The sequence below is a fragment of the Pseudomonas sp. TTU2014-080ASC genome (genome assembly GCF_001446935.1).
Taxonomy (GTDB): Bacteria; Pseudomonadota; Gammaproteobacteria; order Pseudomonadales; family Pseudomonadaceae; genus Aquipseudomonas.
Map to the genome: position 1 here is coordinate 932,548 of NZ_LKKK01000002.1, position 20,857 is coordinate 953,404.

Sequence of the window (20,857 nt, forward strand, 5' to 3'; positions counted from 1 at the left end):
GCAGTCACGCCCAGCTGTTTATCCTTGATATTTCAGCCTTTTTTGTGGCTCTTCAGTGCAATCTGTGCGTTAAACGAACTGGGCGGCGGCATACGCTGATGCCCAGGCCCACTGGAAGTTGAATCCACCCAGATGGCCGGTCACATCCAGCACTTCACCGATGAAATACAGGCCGGGTGATTTCAGCGACTCCATGGTCTTCGACGACACCTCGCGGGTGTCGACTCCACCCAGTGTGACTTCTGCGGTACGGTAGCCCTCCGTGCCAGCAGGAATCAGTTGCCAGTCTTCCAGCTGACTGGCGATGACTTTGAGCTCAGCCGGTGTGTACTGCTTCATCGGCTTTGAGGTAAACCAGCTCTCAGCCAGCAGGTTGGCCATCTTTTTGGTGAACAGCTCCGCCAGCAGGGTTTTCAGCTCGCTGTTGGGGCGTTCGCGTTGCTGGTCGCCTAGCCACTGCGGCAGGTCGATATGTGGCAGCAGGTTGATGCTGATGCTGTCCCCTGGCTGCCAGAAGGACGAAATCTGCAATATCGCCGGGCCGGACAGTCCCCGATGGGTAAACAGAATGTTCTCGCGGAAGCTCTGGCCATTGCAGCTGACCAGGCAATCCTCAACGCTGGTTCCGGACAGTTCTGTACACAAGGCTTTCAGTTGTGGATCGGTAATGGTGAACGGCACCAGCCCGGCTCTTGTGGGCAGCACGTTATGGCCGAACTGTTTGGCAACCTGAAAGCCAAACCCGCTTGCGCCCAGTGTCGGAATCGATAAGCCGCCGGTGGCGATCACCAGCGACTCGCATTGAATCGGCCCAGCGCTGCTTTGCAGCAGATAGCCGTGCTCATGTTTCTCGATTGAGTCGATGCGGGTGTCCATGCACAGTTCGGCTCCGGCCTGTGCGCATTCATCCAGTAGCAGGTTGAGGATGTCACTGGATTTGTTATCGCAGAACAGCTGGCCGAGCTTTTTCTCGTGATAGGGCACACCGTGTTTGGCCACTAACGCAATAAAGTCCCACTGGGTATAGCGCGCCAGCGCTGACTTGCAGAAGTGTGGGTTCTGCGAAAGGAAATTAGCCGGCTCGCAGTACATATTGGTGAAGTTGCAGCGGCCACCGCCGGACATGAGGATTTTTTTGCCCGGTTTGTTGGCGTGATCCAGTACCAGTACCTCGCGCCCCCGCGCTGCTGCTGTCAGTGCGCACATAAGCCCGGCCGCACCGGCACCGATAATGACAACCTGGATCTTGCGCACAACAACGTCCTCAAAATACGCACCGCAGGCAGTAGCGACGCGAACGGCGCGCAGTTTAACTGATGCGCTGGTGGGAGTGTGTGGCGGACACTAGATCAGCTAGTCTTAGGCATCCTGAGCTGGCGTTGAGGCGGTCCTGATGTCTGTGCCACGTATCTTCCAGTTGTGCCTAATCATGATGTTGGCGTGGCCGGTATATGCCCAGCAGGAACTGCGACTGGTGGCCAATACCTGGCCACCCTTCAACGATCAGAGCTTGCCATCCAGTGGTGTTGCCACCGACCTTGTGACCACCGCCTTGAGCTATGCAGGCTATAAAACCAGTTACACCGAAGTGCCCTGGGCCCGAGCGGTGCGAGGCTTACAGCGGGGGCAGTACGACATTCTGATTAATGCCTGGTACGCCGCAGAACGTGCAAGTTACGGTTTTTACTCCAATCCCTACCTGATTAATCGCATTCGTTTCGTTAAACGGCGTGATAGCGATATTCAGTACAGCCGTCTGGTGGACCTGTATCCGTATACGGTTGCTACTGTACGGGGATACGCCTACGAGCCGGAGTTTGATGTCGATCCGAAGATAAACCGGGTTGGCGTGTTGAGTTTTGAAGTGGCGGCGCGAATGCTGCACGCCGGGCGTGTTCAGCTGGCGGTTGAAGACACTTTGGTTGCACGCTATCACCTCAGTCGTATGCTCACCGAGATCAATGACTCGCTGGAGTTTTTACCCACACCCCTGAGCGAAAATGGCCTGCATATTCTGGTCAGCTTGCAGCACCCCCAGCACCGGGAGATCGCGCAGAAGTTTGATGAGGCCATCTTGGCGATGAAGGCAGATGGTAACTACGCAGAGATCTTTAAGCGGCACGGTTTTTAGGTTCGTATGAAAAGTGCCAGCGCGTGATGGTGCTTGGTTAAAAAACAGTCCGGAGTTCTCAGCGTAAACCCAAATGCGAGCCCAGCCTGTACCTCACCGTTTTTTTGCTTTGCCTGATCTTTGCACGAGACTTTTCGCACAGCGCCTGGGGCAGCATCAGACCCAGTAATTACAACCACGCCCTTGTTTCTTCGCCTCGTATAGCGAGCGGTCGGCTTGATGCAGCAGGGTTTCCAGATCACCCGGTTCGCCATAATGAATGCCAGCACTAAATGACAGTGGCGGAGCACCCGCGGCGTACTGAGTGGACTGGCACTGCTTACGCAGACGGTCCAGGCTAGCGCTCAAGGTGGGAGCATCCTGCGGGCTGATCATGGCGAACTCTTCGCCGCCCAGCCGGCCCAGCAAAGCTTCCGGGAAGGCGTCGCTGAATGCCCGGCTAAAGGCAACCAGCGCTGCATCTCCACTGGCATGTCCGCACTCGTCGTTGATGCGTTTGAAGTGGTCCAGATCAATCATCACCGTGCTCAGGTTGTCAGCGTTCTCCTGTGCTCGATGCAGCAGTTGGTTGGCTTGTTCGTAGAAGGCCCGGCGGTTATTGAGTCCGGTGAGCGCATCGAACTGTGCGGCTTGCCGCAGCGCTCGGACCATGTCGCGTCGTTCCAGGGAGGAGATCACCCGGCAGTTCAGCTCTTCCGGGCAGAAGGGCTTGCGCAAAAAGTCATCGGCGCCGTGTTTGATGAATTTGGCGCTCAGCGAGCCTTTGGCATCGGCAGACAGGCCGATGATGATCAGCTCATGACGCTTCATCTTCTGACGCAGCATTTTGACCAGATCAAAACCGCAGATCCCCGGCATACGGTGATCCACCAGAAACAGATCAATGTCTGGCTGGCTTTTAAGAGTGCGCAGCGCATCTTCGCCATCCACCGCATCAATGATCTGGTAGCGGTGGGGAGTAAGAATGTGGCGGATATAGTTGCGTGCCGCTTCCGAGTCTTCGGCCACTAAGATCTTCACGGCGCTGTTGCTTTCCAGGCGGTGCAGCAGGCGGAAGGCATATTCGTAGGCGTACTGACTTTCCTTGAGTACGTAATCGACCACGCCTTTGAGCAGCAGCTGATCGCGGCGCTCTTCGTTGTAGCTGCCGGTCAGTACGATGCAGGGCAGCGCAAAGCCCAGAACCAGATCGACGATCTCTCCGTTTGGTGCGTCCGGCAGATTGAGGTCGACAATTGCGGCAAAGAACAGTCCGGCAGAGGTTTCCAGCATGACCTGAGCCTCGGCCAGGGAGGCGCAGAAAACCGGTTGGAAGTCGGGTTCGTTGCGGAACAGGCGTTCGAGAATTTTCAGCACCATTGGGCTGTCTTCGATTACCAATATGTTGCGCTGGGACTTGCTCTGTATGGCTGACTGCATCAGTACTACTGTCCAGGTTGCTGTGGAGCCTGGATGGGGCTCCAAGCTCTGAAACTATTAGAGGCTGCGTACGCGCAGTGAGCGGCCTTTAATCTTGCCGTTGCTCAGGCGTGTCAGGGCTTGCTGGGCAACACTGCGCTCAACGGCCACATAAGCCTGGTAATCGAAGAGGGCGATCTTGCCGACCTGAGTACCGGCAATTCCGGCATCTCCGGTCAAGGCACCGAGGATATCGCCCGGACGCAACTTATCTTTACGTCCGGCAGCGATGCACAGGGTAATCATCGGCGGGCGCAGCGGTTCGTCACTGCGGCTTTTCAGGCTGCTCAGCGGGTGCCAGACCAGTGGAGCGTTTTGCAGGCTTTCGATGGCTTGAGCGCGATGGGCTTCAGCTGGCGCAACCAGGCTGGCGGCAAGCCCTTTCTCTCCGGCACGACCAGTACGGCCGATTCGGTGAATGTGGATTTCCGGATCACGGGCCAGCTCGACGTTGATCACCATGTCCAGCGCTTCGATGTCCAGACCGCGAGCTGCGACGTCGGTGGCAACGAGTACAGACAGGCTGCGGTTGGCGAACATCGCCAGAACCTGATCCCGCTCCCGCTGCTCCATATCGCCGTGCAGGGCGGCGGCAGAAATACTGTATTTCTCCAGATGTTCAACCACGTCTTGACACTGCTGTTTGGTAAAGCAGAAGGCGACGCAGGATTGCGGGCGGAAACTTAGCAGCAGTTTCAGAGTGGCTTCCAAGCGCTGCTCAGGGCTGATCTCGTAGAAGCGCTGTTCGATCTGGCTGTCGTCATGCAACGCTTCGACTTTCACCTGCTGCGGTGAGCGCATAAAGGTCGAGGCCAGTTGCTTAATACCGTCCGGGTAGGTGGCGGAGAACAGCAGAGTTTGGCGGCGCTTGGGCGTCTGGCCAATGATGTCGGCAATGCTGTCGTAGAAACCCATGTCGAGCATGCGGTCAGCTTCATCGAGCACCAGCGTATTCAACCCGTCCAGTTTCAGCGTGCCTTTGCTCAGGTGCTGCTGCACGCGGCCCGGCGTGCCAACAATGATCTGCGCGCCATGCTCAAGCGAGCCGATTTGCGGGCCAAACGGCACGCCGCCGCACAGCGTCAGCACTTTGATGTTATCCGCCGCGCGGGCCAAGCGGCGCAGCTCTTTAGCCACTTGGTCGGCCAGCTCGCGTGTCGGGCAAAGTACCAGTGCCTGACAGCCGAAATAGCGCGGGTTGAGCGGGTTAAGCAGGCCGATGCCAAAGGCGGCGGTTTTGCCGCTGCCGGTTTTTGCCTGGGCAATCAGGTCCGCACCCTTGAGAATGACTGGCAGGCTCTGCGCCTGGATCGGCGTCATCTCGCTGTAACCAATTGATTCGAGGTTGGCCAGCATGGCGGGGGAAAGCGGAAGTGAAGCGAAGGCGGAACTGGTCACGGTGCAGGCCTGATTAAGCAAATAGGTGCGTAGTGTAACAGGCCGCGTGTGGCGCGGCCTGTCATCAGAACAGGTCGATCGGGTCTACGTCCAGCGACCAGCGCACCGCGCGCCCAGCTGGCATCTGCTCCAGAACCGGCATCCAGTGATGCAGCAGGCGATGCAGTCCTGCACGGGCGTTGCCTTGCAGCAGCAGTTGCGCGCGGAAGCGTCCGGCGCGGCGCTCCATTGGCGCGGGTACCGGGCCGAGCAGCTCGATGCCACTCAGGTTCAGTTCACCCAACAGATGCTCGGCTTCGCTGCAGGCCTGATCGAGGAAGTCTTCGGCTTGCCCCGGTTTGTGTGCCTCGGCCCGCAATAGGGCAAGGTGGCAGAAGGGCGGAAGGCCAGCGGCACGGCGCTCGCTCAGGGCCTGTTCGGCAAAGGCGAAATAACCTTGCTCGGTAAGTTGGACCAGTAGCGGATGGTCGGCCAGATGGCTTTGGATGACCACCTTGCCCGGCTCGTCTGCGCGACCTGCACGGCCTGCCACCTGTACGATGAGTTGCGCCATGCGCTCGCTGGCGCGGAAGTCGGCGGAGAACAGGCCGCCGTCTGCATCGAGAATCGCCACCAGCGTCACGCGTGGGAAGTGGTGCCCTTTGGCGAGCATCTGCGTGCCCACCAGAATGCACGGTTCACCGCGCTGCACTGTCTTGAACAGGTTGTTCATGGCGTCTTTGCGTGAGGTGCTGTCTCGGTCGACCCGTAGCACCGGCACGCCAGGGAACAGAATCTCCAGCCGTTCTTCGGCGCGCTCTGTACCTGCACCGACCGGGCGCAGATCGACTTTTCCGCAGGTCGGGCAGTTGCTCGGCTGGCGTTCAACATGGCCGCAGTGGTGACAGCGCAGTTCACGGGAGCGCTGGTGGACCGTCATCCGTGCATCGCAGCGCGGGCACTCCGAGAACCAGCCGCAGTCGTGGCACAGCAGTGTCGGGGCAAAGCCTCGGCGGTTAAGAAACACCAGTACTTGCTGCCCGGCATCCAGCGTCTGGCGGATGGCCTGTTGCAGCGGGCCGGAGATCCCGGAATCCAGCGGCAGGCTTTTCACATCCAAACGGATATAGCGCGGCGCCTTGGCACCACCGGCGCGCTGTTGCAGGCGCAGCAGGGCATAGCGGCCACTGTGGGCGTTGTGCAGGCTTTCCAGTGACGGCGTCGCCGAGCCCAGCACAATTGGGATGTTCTCTTGATGGGCGCGGACCACGGCCAAATCGCGGGCGTGATAGCGCAGGCCTTCCTGCTGTTTATAGGAGGCGTCGTGCTCTTCATCAATGATGATTAGGCCGGGACGCTGCATCGGGGTGAATAGTGCCGAGCGCGTACCGATAATAATGTCGGCCTCGCCATCCCGTGCGGCGAGCCAGGCGTCTAGGCGATCGCGGTCATTGACGGCTGAGTGCAGCAGGGCAATGCGGGCATTGAAACGTTGCTCAAAGCGCGCCAGCGTTTGCGGTCCCAGGTTGATCTCCGGGATCAGGACCAGCGCCTGTTTGCCTGCTTCAAGGGTTTCGCGGATCAGTTGCAGATAGACTTCGGTCTTGCCGCTGCCGGTGACACCAGCCAGCAAAAAGGTTTTAAAGCTGCCAAAGCCGGAGCGGATGGCTTCAGCGGCGGCGCGCTGTTCGTCGTTGAGGGGCAATTCCGGTTGCGCTAGCCAAGGGCCGTGTCGCTCATGAGCCGCTAGTCGCCGAACTTCGACTTGCACCAGTCCTTTTTCCTTGAGCAGGTCCAGGCTGTCTTTACTGAGCTGGAGTTTGCTGAGTAACTGGTGAGCGACACCGTGCGGATGCTGGGCAAGGGTTTTCAGGGCATCGCGCTGTCGTGGGGCGCGGCTCAGGCGCGGATCATCCGCTTTAGCTCCGGGAACAACCGACCAGAAACGCTCCTGACGGGCTTCTGCTGGTTCGCCCTGGCGTAGCAGCACGGGCAGCGCCCAGCTCAGAGTGTCGCCCAGACTGTGTTGGTAGTACTGGGCTGTCCACAGGCAGAGCTTGAACAATGGTTCTGGAATCGGTGATTTCGGATCGAGTAATTCCAACGCTGGTTTGAGCTTATCTGCGGGGACGTCGCTCTGGTCTGTAACTTCGATGAGAATGCCGATTACTTCACGGCGTCCAAACGGCACGCGCAGGCGAGCACCGGGTTGCAGGGCATTGCGCGGTACGCCTGCTGGCGCGAGATAGTCGAACAGCCGGCGCAGGGGCGAGGGCAGGGCGAGGCGCAGAATGGCGTCGGGCACGCGGTAAAACTCCTGAACACGGGGACGACTGGCGCAAAAGCGGGGCTCGGCCCGGCTGGCAGTGCATTGATTGCAGATAATTCTGGGGATGTTAGCACGAGCCCCACGTCGCCCTGATATCACTGCAGCTTGCGTCAATGCTGTGCTCTGGTATTATCGCGACCCTAATTCCGTGCGGTACCCGACAATAACGTCTGGTGGCGGCACGATAGCCCTGAGGAATCATCATGAAAGCCGATATCCACCCAACATACGAAGCCGTTACCGCCACTTGCAGCTGCGGCAACGTCATCGAAACTCGCTCCACTCTGGCTAAGCCGCTGAGCCTGGACGTGTGCAACGAGTGCCACCCGTTCTACACCGGCAAGCAGAAAATGCTGGATACCGGCGGCCGTGTTGATCGCTTCAAGCAGCGTTTCGGCATGTTCGGCTCCAAGCAGTAAGCATGCGAGCCGCATCGGAAAGCCCCAAGGGCTACGCCGAGCGAATGAAAAAGGCGTCCCAAGTGGGCGCCTTTTTTGTTTCCGCTCTATATGCCATCGGTGTCCAGGCCTTCTGCCCTGTGCCCGGCAAGTTGCCGCAGGTTGACGTGCAGCGCGTTGTCGATGGCGACACCTTGCGCCTCAAAGATGGCCGTAATGTGCGCCTGATCGGTATTAACACGCCGGAGCTGGGGCGTGAGGGGCGCACTGCTGAGCCGTTCGCTGAGGCTGCGCGTAGGCGCTTGCAGGCGCTGGTAGATGCCAGTGACGGGCGTGTGCTGTTACAGACCGGGCGGGAGAGTAGGGACCGTTACGGTCGTACCCTGGCTCATGTATACGACCTCAATGGTCACAACCTTGAGGCGCAACTGCTTGCCGAAGGTTTGGGGTACCAGGTTGCTGTGGCACCCAATCTGGATCTGATTGATTGCCAGTTCAGTGCCGAGCAGAGTGCTCGCGCGGCCAAGGCAGGGTTGTGGCGGCAGTTGAAGGTACTGAGCCCGGCTGATATCCGCACGGGTGGTTTTGCTCTGATCCAGGGGCGCGTGCAGCGTGTTGAGCGCAATGGCGGTGGCGTCTGGTTGGAGATGGGCGATTCGCTGGTGTTGCATATCTCGCGGCAGAATCTGGAGGCCTTTGACCTAGGCGAGGTGACCGCGCTGAGAGGACAAACCGTGGAGGCGCGGGGGTGGGTGGTGGACCGCGCGCAGCGGGGCAAGGTTCGCTCCGGTCAGGCGCGTTGGCAGTTGTCTCTGACCGGGCAGGCTATGTTGCAGCGCCTGCCCTAAACTGATGTTGGAATGGGCTGCTGCGGCACGTGATCAGGCCATTCAGGGCGTAAGCCAGAGCGGTGTGGCGCAGGGGCGCAGTCTTGTACAGCTGTGGGCAACTTGCGTATCCTCCCGCCTGCCTGTTCAACCCCCCTTAGCGGAAATGCCACTATGTCTGATTTGAAAACAGCCGCGCTCGAATACCACGCGAGTCCTCGTCCGGGTAAGTTGAGTGTCGAGCTAACCAAGCCAACTGCCACCGCACGGGACCTTTCCCTGGCTTACAGTCCAGGTGTTGCAGAGCCAGTGCGTGAAATTGCACGTGATCCTGAACTGGCCTATCGCTACACCGGTAAAGGCAATCTGGTAGCTGTGATTTCTGATGGCACCGCCATTCTGGGGCTGGGCGACCTCGGCCCGCTGGCCTCCAAGCCAGTTATGGAAGGTAAAGGTGTTCTGTTCAAGCGCTTTGCCGGTGTTGACGTGTTCGACATCGAAGTAGAAGCCGAAAGTCCGCAGGCCTTTATCGACACGGTTCGCCGCATCTCCATCACCTTCGGTGGTATCAACCTGGAAGACATCAAAGCGCCTGAGTGCTTTGAGATTGAACGCACGCTGATCGAACAGTGCGACATTCCGGTTTTCCACGATGACCAACATGGCACCGCTATCGTTACTGCGGCCGGTATGCTCAACGCGCTGGAAATCGCTGGCAAGAGCCTGCCTGAGGCCAAAATCGTCTGCCTCGGTGCGGGGGCTGCTGCCATCTCCTGCATGAAGCTGCTGGTGAGCATGGGCGCGAAGATCGAGAACATCTTCATGGTCGACCGCAAAGGTGTTATCCATGCCGGTCGCGACGACCTGAACCAGTACAAGGCCGTTTTCGCCAGCGAAACCGATAAGCGCACAATGTCCGATGCGCTGGAAGGGGCTGACGTGTTTGTAGGCCTATCCGGCCCGAACCTGCTGAGCGCTGAAGACCTCAAGCGCATGGCGCCGAATCCAATCGTCTTCGCCTGCTCCAACCCAGATCCGGAAATCAGCCCTGAGCTGGCGCACAGCACGCGTAATGATGTGATCATGGCGACTGGTCGTTCCGACTACCCGAACCAGGTCAACAACGTGCTGGGCTTCCCGTTCATCTTCCGTGGCGCGCTGGATGTTCGTGCAACCCGCATCAACGAAGAGATGAAGATTGCCGCTGCCCTGGCTCTGCGTGATCTGGCCAAAGAGCCGGTACCGCAGGAAGTCTGTGATGCCTACGGTGGGATTAAGCTGGAGTTCGGCCGTGAGTACATCATTCCGAAGCCGATGGATCAGCGCCTGATCAACGTGGTATGTGATGCTGTGGCTAAAGCTGCCATCGACAGTGGTGTGGCTACCCTGCCATATCCAAAGCACTACCCGCTACAGTCTGTTGAAGACGTCTTCAAAGGCTAATCAGCAACTTAATAAAAAACCCGCTTCGGCGGGTTTTTTATTATTTGTCACTTGCCTGGCCCACCGGCTGGTGGGCGGTCTTTGAAGAGAATCAGAATAGATCGAGTGGTGCCATTTCATCAGCCGGCAACGGGCTGCCGGGGATGCTGGAGCCTGGATCGAACTCACCGACCGGCGGTGGAGAATCCTCAATCTTGAATAACTCGAAATAGGCATTCGGCGTGTCGGGTGTAGCTGCCCGGCCGCTGTACGGATCAACGCGCAGAGTCAGCAAGCCTTCTGGCTCGGGCAGTTCATGGCTGGGCTTACCTTTAAGGGCTTCGCCCATGAAGCTCATCCAGATTGGCAGAGCAACGGTGCCGCCATATTCGTGACGCCCCAGGCTTTCTGGCTGATCAAAGCCGGCCCAGACTGTGGTGACGTAATCCGCGTTGTAGCCGGAGAACCAGCTGTCCTTGGACTCGTTGGTGGTGCCTGTTTTGCCAGCCAGGTCGTCCCGTTTCAACGCCAGTGCACGGCGGCCGGTGCCGCGTGTGATCACGTCTTTAAGCATACTGGTCATGATGTAGGCGGTGCGCCCATCAATCACCCGCTTGGCCTCAATCGGCGCTTCAGGCAAAGCTTTGTCGCCTACGCTGATGGCCAGCGCGTTTTGCTCGGCGCTGTGGCTGATTCCGGCCGGTGTCTGCTCTGGGTTAGCGGTAAACAGGCGCTTGCCGTTGCGGTCCTCAATAGACTGCACTAGGTAGGGCTCCACCTTGTAGCCACCATTGGCGAACACACTCCAGCCTTCAGCAATTTCCATTGGGGTCAGGCTGGCTGTGCCCAGTGACAGTGAGAGGTTCGGCGGCAGATCGCTCTTGTCGAAACCAAACTTCTCAATGTAGTTCAGGGTGCTGTTCAGGCCGAGGTCCTGCAGCAGGCGGATCGAAACCATGTTGCGCGAGCGATAGAGCGCTTCGCGCAATCGGATCGGGCCAAGGAAGGTGTTATTGTCATTCTTCGGTCGCCAGACTTGAGACTGGCTGTTTTCGGCAAAGACAATTGGTGCATCGTTTACCAATGTCGCTGCGGTGTAGCCTTTATCCAGCGCAGCACTGTAAATAAATGGCTTGAAGCTTGAGCCTGGCTGGCGTTTCGCTTGGGTGGCGCGGTTGTAGTTGCTCTGCTCAAACGAGAAGCCTCCAACCAATGCGCGGATGGCACCGCTGTTTGGGTCGAGGGTTACGAGTGCGCTTTGTGCGGTCGGGACCTGGGCGAAGCTCAGGCTGCCGTCATCTTTACGCAATACCCGGATCAGATCGCCGACTTTCGCGACATCGGCTGGGCTGCGTGGGCGGGGCCCCAGACTGTTGGAGTTGATGAACGGGCGGGCCCATTTCATGCTGTCCCAGGCTACTGCTTGTTCCTCGCCGCTGCGCATTAAGACGAGTATTCCGCTTTTTTCAACGCTGGTAACAATCGCAGGCTCCAGCCCACCGCGGGATGTCTGCTTGCTGAGTTCGGCCAGCCACTGCTCTTTGCTCAGGCCGGGGAAGCGGGCGGTCGGGCCTCGGTAGCCATGGCGTTGATCGTAAGTCATCAAGCCATCGCGCACCGCATTGTTGGCGGCAATTTGTAAATCACTTGGAATGGTTGTGGTGACGTTGAAACCTTCGGTGTAGGCCTCACTGCCATAGCGGCCAACCATTTCCGCACGGGCCATTTCTGCTACATACGGGGCGATCAGCTCCGGCTGCTGAACGTGGTGGCTGGCATTGATTGGTTCGGCTATGGCTTCGTCATAGCGTTGCTTGTCGATCTTGCCTAGTGAATAAAGGCGTCCCAAGATCCAGTCGCGACGCTCAAGTGCGCGCTTGGGATTGACCAGCGGGTTAAACCGGGAAGGGGCTTTGGGCAGGCCTGCAATCATTGCCATCTGTGCCAAGGTAATATCGCGAATCGATTTGCCGTAATAAACCTGTGCAGCAGCCTCAATCCCGTATGCGCGATTGCCTAAATAAATCTTGTTTACATAAAGTTCGAGAATTTCGTTCTTGCTAAGCTCGCGTTCAATTTGCAGAGCAAGAAGAATTTCGTTGATCTTTCGTGAAAAGCTGCGCTCACTGCTGAGGAAGAAGTTTTTGGCAACCTGCATGGTGATCGTGCTGCCGCCTGTTTGAATTTGGCCGCTTCGCAGAATCTGCGTTGCTGCGCGCATCAAACTGGTTGGGTCGACGCCGTAGTGGTTGGCAAAGTTATCGTCCTCAGCTGCCAGCAAGGCATTAATAAAGTCTTGCGGGATTTCATTAAACGCAATCGGAGAGCGGCGCATTTCACCAAACTCTGCGATTAGTTTTGCATCACTGCTATAGACACGCAGCGGAATCTGCAGCTGAATACTGCGAAGGGTTTCTACGGAGGGGAGGCTGGGGCTTAGATAAAGGAATGCACCGCTCAAACTGAGAGCTAGGCCACAAAAAGCTGCAATCCCGGCCCAAAAAAAGAAACGCAGAAGTCGCATCAAGGTGTGTGGATTTCCAAATAAAAGAAAGGCTTAAGAAAGACCCGGGGTTGAAAGAATAAAACTGATTACATTATAAGCGGTTTTTTTGCAGGGTAGCCATTTGCGATTCTGTCAAGACTGTTATTTAATGTGAAAAAACATAAATAGTCCGTAAGTTGCGGATGACAATAGGAAATCGGTCGTGCTAGGGCTCTTTACTAAGAAAGCGAACACGCTTCTCGGGATCGATATCAGTTCGACTTCCGTTAAGCTCCTCGAATTGAGTCGCTCTGGAAGCCGCTACAAAGTAGAGGCTTACGCAGTCGAGCCACTCCCCTCTAATGCTGTCGTTGAAAAGAACATTGCTGAACTGGAAGGTGTGGGGCAGGCCCTTTCAAAAATGCTGGTCAAAGCCAAAACCAACGTGAAAACGGCGGCGGTGGCAGTGGCGGGCTCAGCGGTGATCACCAAAATTATCGATATGGAAGCCGGTCTCTCGGATGATGAACGCGAGAACCAGCTCAAGATCGAGGCTGATCAGTATATTCCTTATCCGCTTGAAGAGGTTGCAATCGACTTCGAAGTTCAGGGGCCTTCGTCGAGAAATCCTGAGCGAGTTGATGTGCTGCTGGCTGCATGTCGGAAAGAGAACGTTGAGGTCCGTGAAGCGGCTCTGGCTCACGCCGGGTTGACCGCCAAGGTTGTCGACGTCGAAGCCTATGCGTTGGAGCGCGCGTTTGGTCTTTTGGTTGACCAATTGCCGGTTAAAGGTGACGACCTGACGGTGGCTGTTGTTGATATCGGCGCGACAATGACCACCCTCAGTGTTCTGCATAACGGCCGCACTATCTACACTCGCGAGCAGTTGTTCGGGGGGCGTCAGCTCACTGAAGAGATTCAGCGTCGTTATGGTTTGTCAGTCGAAGAGGCTGGACTGGCGAAAAAACAGGGCGGCTTACCTGATGACTATGAAGTCGAGGTGCTGCAGCCCTTCAAGGAAGCTGTTGTGCAGCAGGTGTCCCGCTCGCTGCAATTCTTCTTCGCAGCAGGCCAGTTTAACGATGTGGATTACATCCTTCTGGCGGGTGGAAGCGCGTCAATTCCTGATCTGGATCGCCTTATTCAGCAAAAGATCGGCACCCAGACACTGGTGGCCAATCCGTTTGCTGACATGGCGCTGAGTGGCAAGGTTAATGCAGCAGCGCTAGCCAGCGATGCTCCGGCATTGATGATTGCCTGCGGTCTGGCGATGAGGAGTTTTGACTAATGGCGCGGATCAACCTTCTACCTTGGCGTGAACAACTGCGCGAAGAGCGCAAGCAGCGCTTTCTGGCATCACTCGGCGGCGTATTTATTGTTGGTGCTGCGACTGTTTTTCTGGCTGGACAGTACCTGGATAGTGCGATTGAGCAGCAGAATGCGCGCAACCAGTTCATTCGCACAGAAATTTCCTCACTGGATAGCCGCATCAAAGAAATCAGTGAGCTCAAAACCCGACGTGAGCAACTGCTGGAGCGGATGAAGATCATCCAGGATCTGCAGGGTAACCGGCCAATTATTGGGCGTATCTTCGATCAGTTGGTTCGGACGTTGCCTGACGGTGTTCACTTCAGCGAAGTTAAGACAACAGGCAAGAGTATCGCGATTGTTGGGGCGGCAGAATCGAATAACCGCGTTTCTGCTCTGATGCGTAGTCTGGACGCCTCCGACTGGTTCACTTCACCGAATCTGACAGAAGTTAAAGCCGTTACAGCGGGTGCTGTTGATCAGGCAAATGTCTTCAAGTTGACGGTGCAGCAAACTGAGCCGGAAAAAGAAGTTGAGGAGGCCAAACGATGAGCCTTAATGATTCGCTGGAGAGTCTCCGCAAAATAGACCTCAATGATCTGGACTTTAATAACGTCGGATCATGGCCTGCAGCCGTTAAGGTCATCAGCGGCATCCTCTTGTTCGTTGCAATCCTTGGGCTGGGTTACCAGTTCTACATCAGCGATATGCAAACGCAGTTGGACAGTGCTGTCGCTGAGGAGAGCTCCCTTAAACAGCAGTTCACGACTAAGGCGCATCAGGCTGCAAACCTGGAAGCCTATAAAGAGCAAATGGCCGAGATGGAAGAGTCGTTTGGTGCACTGCTTAAGCAGTTGCCAAGTGATACCGAAGTTCCTGGCTTGCTTGAGGATATTACCCGTACTGGCTTAGGCAGTGGTCTTGAGTTTGAAGAGATCAAGCTGTTGCCAGAGGTCACTCAGCAGTTCTATATCGAGTTGCCGATCCAGATCAAAGTGTTCGGTTCGTACCATGATCTGGCGACCTTCGTCAGTGGTGTGGCTAGCCTTCCGCGGATCGTGACGCTGCATGATTTTGAGTTGAAGCCGAACGCTAAAAATGAGCTTGGGTCTTCGGTTCTGGGCATGAGTATTTTGGCGAAAACTTACCGCTATAACGATAAGGGGGTCACCAAATGAAAATGCGTTATTCCCTTATTGTGTTGTTGTCTGTTGGGCTTGCTGGTTGTGGAAATGGGGATTTTTCTGACTTGCAAACCTTTATGGATGAAGTTCGTGCACGCCCGAAGGGGGCTATTGAACCGCTGCCGAAGTTTTTGCCGTACGAGAGCTTTACCTATGGCGCTTCATCTTTGCGCAGCCCATTCCAGCCACCTGTGAAAATCGATCTGACATCGCGTCAGAAGGGCTCTAACAATATTAAGCCTGATGAAAACCGGGTTAAGCAGTTCCTCGAAGAGTTCAATATTGAAACCTTTGAGATGGTAGGAACGCTTTCCAACACTGGCGGCGTGTTTGCTTTGATTAACGCCGCGAGTAATGGCGTTCATCGTGTGCGCGTTGGTGACTATCTGGGGCGTAACCACGGGCGGATTGTTTCGATCAATGATTCTTCCGTCGAGGTTGTAGAAATTGTCCCGGACGGTGAAGGGGGATGGCTCGAGCGGCCACGCAGTATTACCCTCAAGGAGAGCTCCTAGGGGAGTTGATTACCTATGAAAAAATATAATCTGTCTGCCAAACGGAATCGCCCAATGAATAAATCAGTGCTGCATCTATGTTTTCCATTGCTGGCGGTATTTCTATCCCCGGAAGTGCTTGCAGCTAATCTGCAAGGGCTGGATGTAGCGGCTCTGCCTGGGGATCGTGTTGAGCTGAAGTTGTCTTTTGACGAGCCGGTGTTGGCTCCGCGTGGCTACACAATTGATCAGCCTGCGCGTATTGCCCTCGACTTGCCGGGTGTTTCCAATAAGTTGGGCACCAAGAATAAAGACTTGGGCGTTGGTAATGCCCGCAGCGTGACTATTGTCGAGGCTGGCGATCGAACTCGTTTGATCGTAAACCTGACCAACCTTTCTTCTTATAACACCCGTGCCGAAGGCAACAATGTTTATGTTGTTGTAGGTGAAGGGGCTGGTGCTGCTACTGCTCAGACCAGTGCTACACCAGCAGCTGCGCCGGCGCCAGCCAAGGTGTTTGCCCCACAAGGGCGAGTCATCAATAACATCGATTTCCAGCGTGGGGAGCAGGGCGAAGGCAATGTTGTCATTTCATTGTCGGACGCGTCTCTGAATCCCGACATTCAGGAACAAGGCGGAAAAATCCGTCTGAAGTTCGCCAAGACGCAATTGCCTGAATCGTTGCGTGTGCGTCTTGATGTTAAAGACTTCGCAACTCCAGTTCAGTTTGTCAGCGCATCAGAGTCTCGTGGTGAGACTGAGATCGTGATTGAGCCGACCGGTACGTTTGATTACTTGGCGTATCAGGCTGACAACAAACTTACGCTGAGCATCAAGAAACTCACTGAGCGTGAGTTGGAGCAGCGTAAAGCTGAAAGTTTTGCCTATACCGGTGAAAAGCTGTCGCTGAACTTCCAGGATATCGATGTCCGGTCTGTGCTCCAGCTGATTGCTGATTTTACCGATCTGAACTTGGTAGCCAGTGACACGGTGAGTGGCAATATCACCCTGCGTCTGCAGAATGTGCCATGGGATCAGGCATTGGATCTGGTGCTGAAAACCAAGGGTCTGGATAAGCGCAAGGTTGGTAACGTACTGCTCGTGGCTCCAGCTGATGAGATCGCCGCGCGTGAACGTCAGGAGCTTGAGGCTCAAAAGCAAATTGCCGAGCTGGCTCCGCTGCGTCGCGAACTGATCCAGGTTAACTACGCCAAAGCTGCTGACATTGCCAAGCTGTTCCAGTCGGTCGCTAGTGGTGAAGGTTTGTCCGATGATCGCGGTTCCATCACTGTTGATGAGCGCACCAATAGCATCATTGCCTATCAGACTCAGGAACGTTTGGATGAACTGCGCCGCATCGTTTCTCAGCTGGACGTGGCAGTGCGTCAGGTGATGATTGAGGCGCGGATTGTTGAGGCTAACGTCGATTACGACAAGGCTCTTGGTGTGCGTTGGGGTGGGAACTTTACCGGTGATGACAAATGGTCGTTCAGTGGTGGCGGTGTGATTCCGGGTACTGCTCGTGCACCGTTTGTAGACATGGGTGTTGCAGGCAGCTCTGGTATTGGCATTGGGTTTATTACCGATAACGCGATTCTTGATCTTCAACTGAGTGCCATGGAAAAAACCGGTTCTGGCGAGGTGGTATCCCAGCCGAAGGTGGTGACCTCCGATAAAGAGACAGCAAAAATTCTGAAAGGTACTGAAGTGCCTTATCAGGAGGCGAGCTCCAGTGGCGCGACTACCACATCCTTTAAAGAGGCCGCGCTGTCCCTCGAGGTGACGCCACAGATTACGCCTGACAACCGTATTCTGATGGAGGTGAAAGTTAATAAGGACGCCCCGGACTTCTCCGTAGCTGCATCCACTGGTGGTGTGCCCGCTATTCAGAAGAACGAAGTGAATGCTAAGGTACTGGTCGCTGACGGGGAAACCATCGTGATCGGTGGTGTGTATTCCAACACTCAGTCCAAGTCTGTGGACAAAGTGCCGTTCCTGGGCGATGTGCCGTATGTAGGTAGCCTGTTCCGTCGGGATATTGTTCAGGACAAGAAGTCTGAGCTGCTGATCTTCCTGACTCCGCGAATCATGAACAATCAGGCAATCGCTGTGAGTCGTTAAGTTGGTAAAAAATCTGATTTTGGTAGGGCCGATGGGGGCGGGTAAGAGCACCATCGGCCGGCTGCTCGCTAAAGAGTTAAAACTGCCGTTCAAAGACTCCGATAAGGAAATTGAGACGCGCACCGGTGCGGATATCCCGTGGATCTTCGATGTTGAGGGTGAGCAGGGTTTTCGTGAGCGTGAGCAGGCGGTGATTGCCGATCTGTGTGAGGCGGATGGCATTGTGCTTGCGACGGGTGGTGGCGCGGTGATGCGTCCAGAGAATCGTGCAGCGCTCAAGCGTGGCGGTAATGTGGTTTATTTACATGCCTCGGTCGAGCAGCAGATTGAACGGACTGCACGTGACCGTAACCGCCCGTTATTGCGTGGCGATGATCCGGGAAAGGTGCTACGTGATCTGCTAGCTGTGCGTGACCCGCTGTACCGCGAGATTGCCGATATCATCATTGAGACGGATGAGCGCCCGCCGCGCATGGTGGTACAGGAGATCCTAGATCTGCTTGCCGCACTATCTCCCCGTTAAAGCGCAGAGCGATCTGCGCTATCCTAGGCCCTTTGCAAACTGGGGGCTTTATGCAGACTCTTCATGTCGACTTGGGTGAGCGCAGCTACCCGATTTATATCGGGGCAGATCTGCTGTCTCGCAATGAACTTTTGACCGCTCACATTGTTGGGCGTCAGGTTGCAGTCGTAACCAATGAGACTGTTGCCCCCCTTTATCTCGCTAAGCTGGAGCAAGCGCTGGCAGGCTACTCGGTGACTTCGGTTGTGTTACCCGATGGTGAGAGCTTCAAAAACTGGGAAACGCTTCAGTTGATCTTTGATGGCCTCCTCAGTGCGCGCCATGACCGCAAGACAACGATTGTTGCCCTCGGTGGTGGCGTAATTGGCGATATGGCCGGTTTTGCTGCTGCCTGTTACCAGCGCGGCGTCAACTTTATTCAGGTTCCGACGACGTTGTTGTCACAAGTTGACTCTTCGGTTGGTGGCAAAACCGGCATCAATCACCCACTAGGCAAGAATATGGTGGGAGCCTTTTATCAGCCTCAGGCAGTTCTGATTGATATTGAGAGTTTGCACACATTGCCGGCACGTGAACTGTCAGCCGGGCTGGCGGAAGTGATCAAATACGGGCTGATTTGCGATGAGCCATTTCTAACTTGGCTCGAAGAGAATATGCCAGCCTTGCGCAAGCTTGATCCGCACGCACTAACCTATGCAATTGAGCGCTCGTGCGCGGCTAAGGCTTGGGTGGTGGCGGCCGATGAGCGTGAGTCGGGCATCCGCGCGACCTTGAATCTTGGTCATACCTTTGGCCACGCTATTGAAACCCATCAGGGCTACGGTGTCTGGCTGCATGGTGAGGCTGTTGCGGCAGGTACGGTCATGGCGTTGGATATGTCCGAACGCCTGGGTTGGATCAGCCGAGCTGATCGTGAGCGCGCTGTTCGCCTGTTTGTTGAGGCTGGTTTGCCTGTAGTACCGCCTGAAGATATGACCGCTGCGGATTTTATGGAGCATATGGCGGTCGATAAGAAGGTCCTTGATGGCAAGTTGCGCCTAGTGTTGTTACGCAGCTTGGGTGAGGCGGTGGTTACCGGCGAATTTCCAAGGGATATTTTGGATGCCACGCTGTCGGCTGATTACTCAGCCCAGTTGGCTCAGATGAATAACTAACGAGTGGCCCATGACAAGTTTGCATGCTGACGAGGCGTTTCTAGATCATTATCACTTCACCCACGATCCTTTTGCGGCGCGGGTTCCGGGATTCAAGTTTTTCCCGGCCCAGCGCAAGCCGGTGTTGGGGCAATTGCATCATCTGGCCCGCTACAGTCAGCTGCTACTAGTTGTCACTGGGCCGCACGGCAGCGGCAAGACCCTGCTGCGGCAGGCGCTGGTTGCCAGCACCAACAAGCAAACTGTGCAAAGCGTTGTTGTTTCGGCCAAAGGGGCTTCTGATCCGGCGAGCATTGTTCGGCAGATCGCCCAAGGGCTGCAGGTTGCCCGGCCGGATGCCAGCAGTGTTCTGGCTCAGGTGGGCCAGTTGGCCTTGACCGGGCAGGAAGTCTATCTGCTTGTGGATGACGCCGAGGATCTCAGTGACGCAGCCCTGAGCATGCTGTTGGAACTGGCAGCCGGGAATGGTGAAGGTCGTCCGCATGTGTTCCTGTTTGCTGAACCTGACCTGATCCCGCGTCTTGATCAGGCATCTGGTGGTGAAGAAAGCTTTCATGCCATTGAGCTGCAGCCTTATGAAGAAGCCGAAACGCGCGAGTACATGGCGCAGCGCCTGGAAGGTGCAGGGCAGGGCATTGAATTGTTCTCGGATGAGCAGATCAGCGACATTCATGAGCAGTCCGGTGGCTGGCCTGGCCTGATCAACCAGGTTGCGCGGGAAACCTTGAGTGATGCCATGGTGGCCAAGCGTGGCACCGCAGCAGGCGGATCATCCTTCAAGTTGCCGCGTAAACACCTGCTGGCGCTGGCAGTGGTGGGGGTTGCTGTGGTCGCTGCGTGGTTGATGCAGGGGCGTCAGGCGAGTTCACCAGAAGTTGCGCAACAGCCATCAGCTACTGCACCGGTTACAGAGCAAGGTTCCACTGCGCCTTCCATTCAGTTCGAAGGGGCCAGCCAGCCTTTGCCTTTGCCCTTAGTGGGTGAGGCGCAGCCGGTTATTCGCGAGCCGCTGGCGCAAGCTTCTGGAATGGGAGAGGGTGATCCGCAAGAGACTGCCAATCTGCCGCCAGCTGTGCCTAATGTCAGCCAGCCCGTGCCGGTGACTGCGCCAACTCCGGCAGCAGAACCGACCACCGCCAAGCCGGTCGAACCGGTTAAGCCTGCCCCTGTTGTTGCTCAGCAGCCCAAGCCTGCACCAGTGCCAACCCCTGCGCCTACTCCAAAGCCTGCGCCGGCCCCGCAACCAGCAAAACCGGTGGCTGCTACGCCCTCAAGCAGTGCAGGGAATATCGGTTGGTATGGCGCTCAGCCAGGGCATCAGTACGTGCTTCAAGTATTCGTGACAGGAAGTGAGAGCAAAGCGCAAGAGTTTTTGCGCAAAAATGGTGCGGAATTTCATTACTACAAAAAAATGCACCAAGGAAGTGCGCTTTTTGTGGTGACCTACGGCAAGTTCTCCAGCCAAGCTGCTGCAAAAGCGGCTGTCAGTAAACTCTCTCCAGAGCTGCAAGCCGGTAAACCATGGGCCCGCAGCATCGCGAGTATCAAAACTGAGGCGGTGTCAGGTCGTTAATGGCCTGCTAATTGCATTCGGTTTTGGCGCAGTCGAATTTGGTTCGCACCAATATGCGTCCGAACCAAATTCG

The 20,857-nt window shown here is 56.2% G+C and carries 17 protein-coding genes; 12 read left to right on the top strand and 5 right to left on the bottom strand.

The features are described 5' to 3' along the window. Positions 1 to 69: 69 nt before the first annotated feature. On the bottom strand, positions 70 to 1,254 hold the full coding sequence (locus AO726_RS09780) for an NAD(P)/FAD-dependent oxidoreductase (RefSeq protein ID WP_058067871.1): 1,185 nt from the start codon (positions 1,252 to 1,254) through the stop codon (positions 70 to 72). A 139-nt stretch (positions 1,255 to 1,393) separates the two neighbouring features. Here AO726_RS09780 and AO726_RS09785 point away from each other — a divergent pair, with 139 nt between their 5' ends. Next, positions 1,394 to 2,131, top strand: a complete 738-nt coding sequence (locus AO726_RS09785) for a substrate-binding periplasmic protein (RefSeq protein ID WP_058067872.1) — start codon at positions 1,394 to 1,396, stop codon at positions 2,129 to 2,131. 156 nt (positions 2,132 to 2,287) lie between these two features. Here AO726_RS09785 and AO726_RS09790 read toward each other — a convergent pair whose 3' ends face one another. The 3 genes from AO726_RS09790 to AO726_RS09800 all read right to left on the bottom strand — a co-directional run bounded on the left by AO726_RS09790 (position 2,288) and on the right by AO726_RS09800 (position 7,271). After that, positions 2,288 to 3,550 carry a diguanylate cyclase domain-containing protein gene (locus AO726_RS09790; protein WP_058067873.1) on the bottom strand — a complete coding sequence of 421 codons (1,263 nt, stop codon included), beginning with the start codon at positions 3,548 to 3,550 and terminating at the stop codon, positions 2,288 to 2,290. 57 nt (positions 3,551 to 3,607) lie between these two features. Continuing rightward, positions 3,608 to 4,987: an ATP-dependent RNA helicase DbpA gene (gene dbpA, locus AO726_RS09795; protein ID WP_058067874.1), complete on the bottom strand. Its 1,380-nt coding sequence runs from the start codon at positions 4,985 to 4,987 to the stop codon at positions 3,608 to 3,610. Between the two features lie 64 nt (positions 4,988 to 5,051). After that, positions 5,052 to 7,271, bottom strand: coding sequence for a primosomal protein N' (locus AO726_RS09800; RefSeq protein ID WP_058067875.1), 2,220 nt, complete (start codon positions 7,269 to 7,271; stop codon positions 5,052 to 5,054). Positions 7,272 to 7,498: 227 nt separating this feature from the next. Between AO726_RS09800 and rpmE the strand changes: the two genes are divergently transcribed. The 3 genes from rpmE to AO726_RS09815 all read left to right on the top strand — a co-directional run bounded on the left by rpmE (position 7,499) and on the right by AO726_RS09815 (position 9,963). Further along, positions 7,499 to 7,714, top strand: coding sequence for a 50S ribosomal protein L31 (rpmE, locus tag AO726_RS09805; RefSeq protein ID WP_058067876.1), 216 nt, complete (start codon positions 7,499 to 7,501; stop codon positions 7,712 to 7,714). Between the two features lie 44 nt (positions 7,715 to 7,758). After that, positions 7,759 to 8,541 (top strand): thermonuclease family protein, encoded by a 783-nt coding sequence (locus AO726_RS09810; RefSeq protein ID WP_058068002.1) that lies wholly within the window; start codon positions 7,759 to 7,761, stop codon positions 8,539 to 8,541. A 153-nt stretch (positions 8,542 to 8,694) separates the two neighbouring features. Beyond that, positions 8,695 to 9,963 (top strand): malic enzyme-like NAD(P)-binding protein, encoded by a 1,269-nt coding sequence (locus tag AO726_RS09815; protein WP_058067877.1) that lies wholly within the window; start codon positions 8,695 to 8,697, stop codon positions 9,961 to 9,963. A gap of 91 nt (positions 9,964 to 10,054) precedes the next feature. On the opposite strand, the gene AO726_RS09820 is transcribed toward AO726_RS09815, so the two are convergent. Further along, positions 10,055 to 12,469, bottom strand: a complete 2,415-nt coding sequence (locus AO726_RS09820) for a penicillin-binding protein 1A (protein WP_058067878.1) — start codon at positions 12,467 to 12,469, stop codon at positions 10,055 to 10,057. A gap of 181 nt (positions 12,470 to 12,650) precedes the next feature. On the opposite strand from AO726_RS09820, the gene AO726_RS09825 reads away from it, so the two are divergent. From AO726_RS09825 to AO726_RS09860, 8 genes are read left to right on the top strand one after another with little or no spacing between them, the layout of a single operon-like run. Then, complete coding sequence (locus tag AO726_RS09825) at positions 12,651 to 13,715, top strand: pilus assembly protein PilM (protein WP_058067879.1); 1,065 nt, start codon at positions 12,651 to 12,653, stop codon at positions 13,713 to 13,715. Continuing rightward, a complete protein-coding gene (locus AO726_RS09830; RefSeq protein ID WP_058067880.1) occupies positions 13,715 to 14,287 on the top strand; it encodes a PilN domain-containing protein in 573 nt (190 codons plus the stop codon). The genes AO726_RS09825 and AO726_RS09830 overlap by 1 nt, the downstream gene beginning before the upstream one ends. Next, positions 14,284 to 14,913, top strand: coding sequence for a type 4a pilus biogenesis protein PilO (gene pilO / locus AO726_RS09835; protein ID WP_058067881.1), 630 nt, complete (start codon positions 14,284 to 14,286; stop codon positions 14,911 to 14,913). The genes AO726_RS09830 and pilO overlap by 4 nt, the downstream gene beginning before the upstream one ends. Next, positions 14,910 to 15,434, top strand: a complete 525-nt coding sequence (pilP, locus tag AO726_RS09840; protein ID WP_058067882.1) for a type 4a pilus biogenesis lipoprotein PilP — start codon at positions 14,910 to 14,912, stop codon at positions 15,432 to 15,434. The genes pilO and pilP overlap by 4 nt, the downstream gene beginning before the upstream one ends. Positions 15,435 to 15,488: 54 nt before the next feature. Next, on the top strand, positions 15,489 to 17,534 hold the full coding sequence (pilQ, locus tag AO726_RS09845) for a type IV pilus secretin PilQ (protein ID WP_058067883.1): 2,046 nt from the start codon (positions 15,489 to 15,491) through the stop codon (positions 17,532 to 17,534). Position 17,535: 1 nt separating this feature from the next. Further along, the gene (aroK, locus tag AO726_RS09850) at positions 17,536 to 18,057 is read left to right on the top strand and encodes a shikimate kinase AroK (protein ID WP_275044093.1); all 522 of its coding nucleotides are present in this window, start codon (positions 17,536 to 17,538) and stop codon (positions 18,055 to 18,057) included. A gap of 50 nt (positions 18,058 to 18,107) precedes the next feature. After that, positions 18,108 to 19,211 (top strand): 3-dehydroquinate synthase, encoded by a 1,104-nt coding sequence (gene aroB, locus AO726_RS09855; protein ID WP_058067884.1) that lies wholly within the window; start codon positions 18,108 to 18,110, stop codon positions 19,209 to 19,211. A 10-nt stretch (positions 19,212 to 19,221) separates the two neighbouring features. Beyond that, a complete protein-coding gene (locus AO726_RS09860) occupies positions 19,222 to 20,784 on the top strand; it encodes an AAA family ATPase (protein WP_058067885.1) in 1,563 nt (520 codons plus the stop codon). Positions 20,785 to 20,857 lie beyond the last annotated feature (73 nt).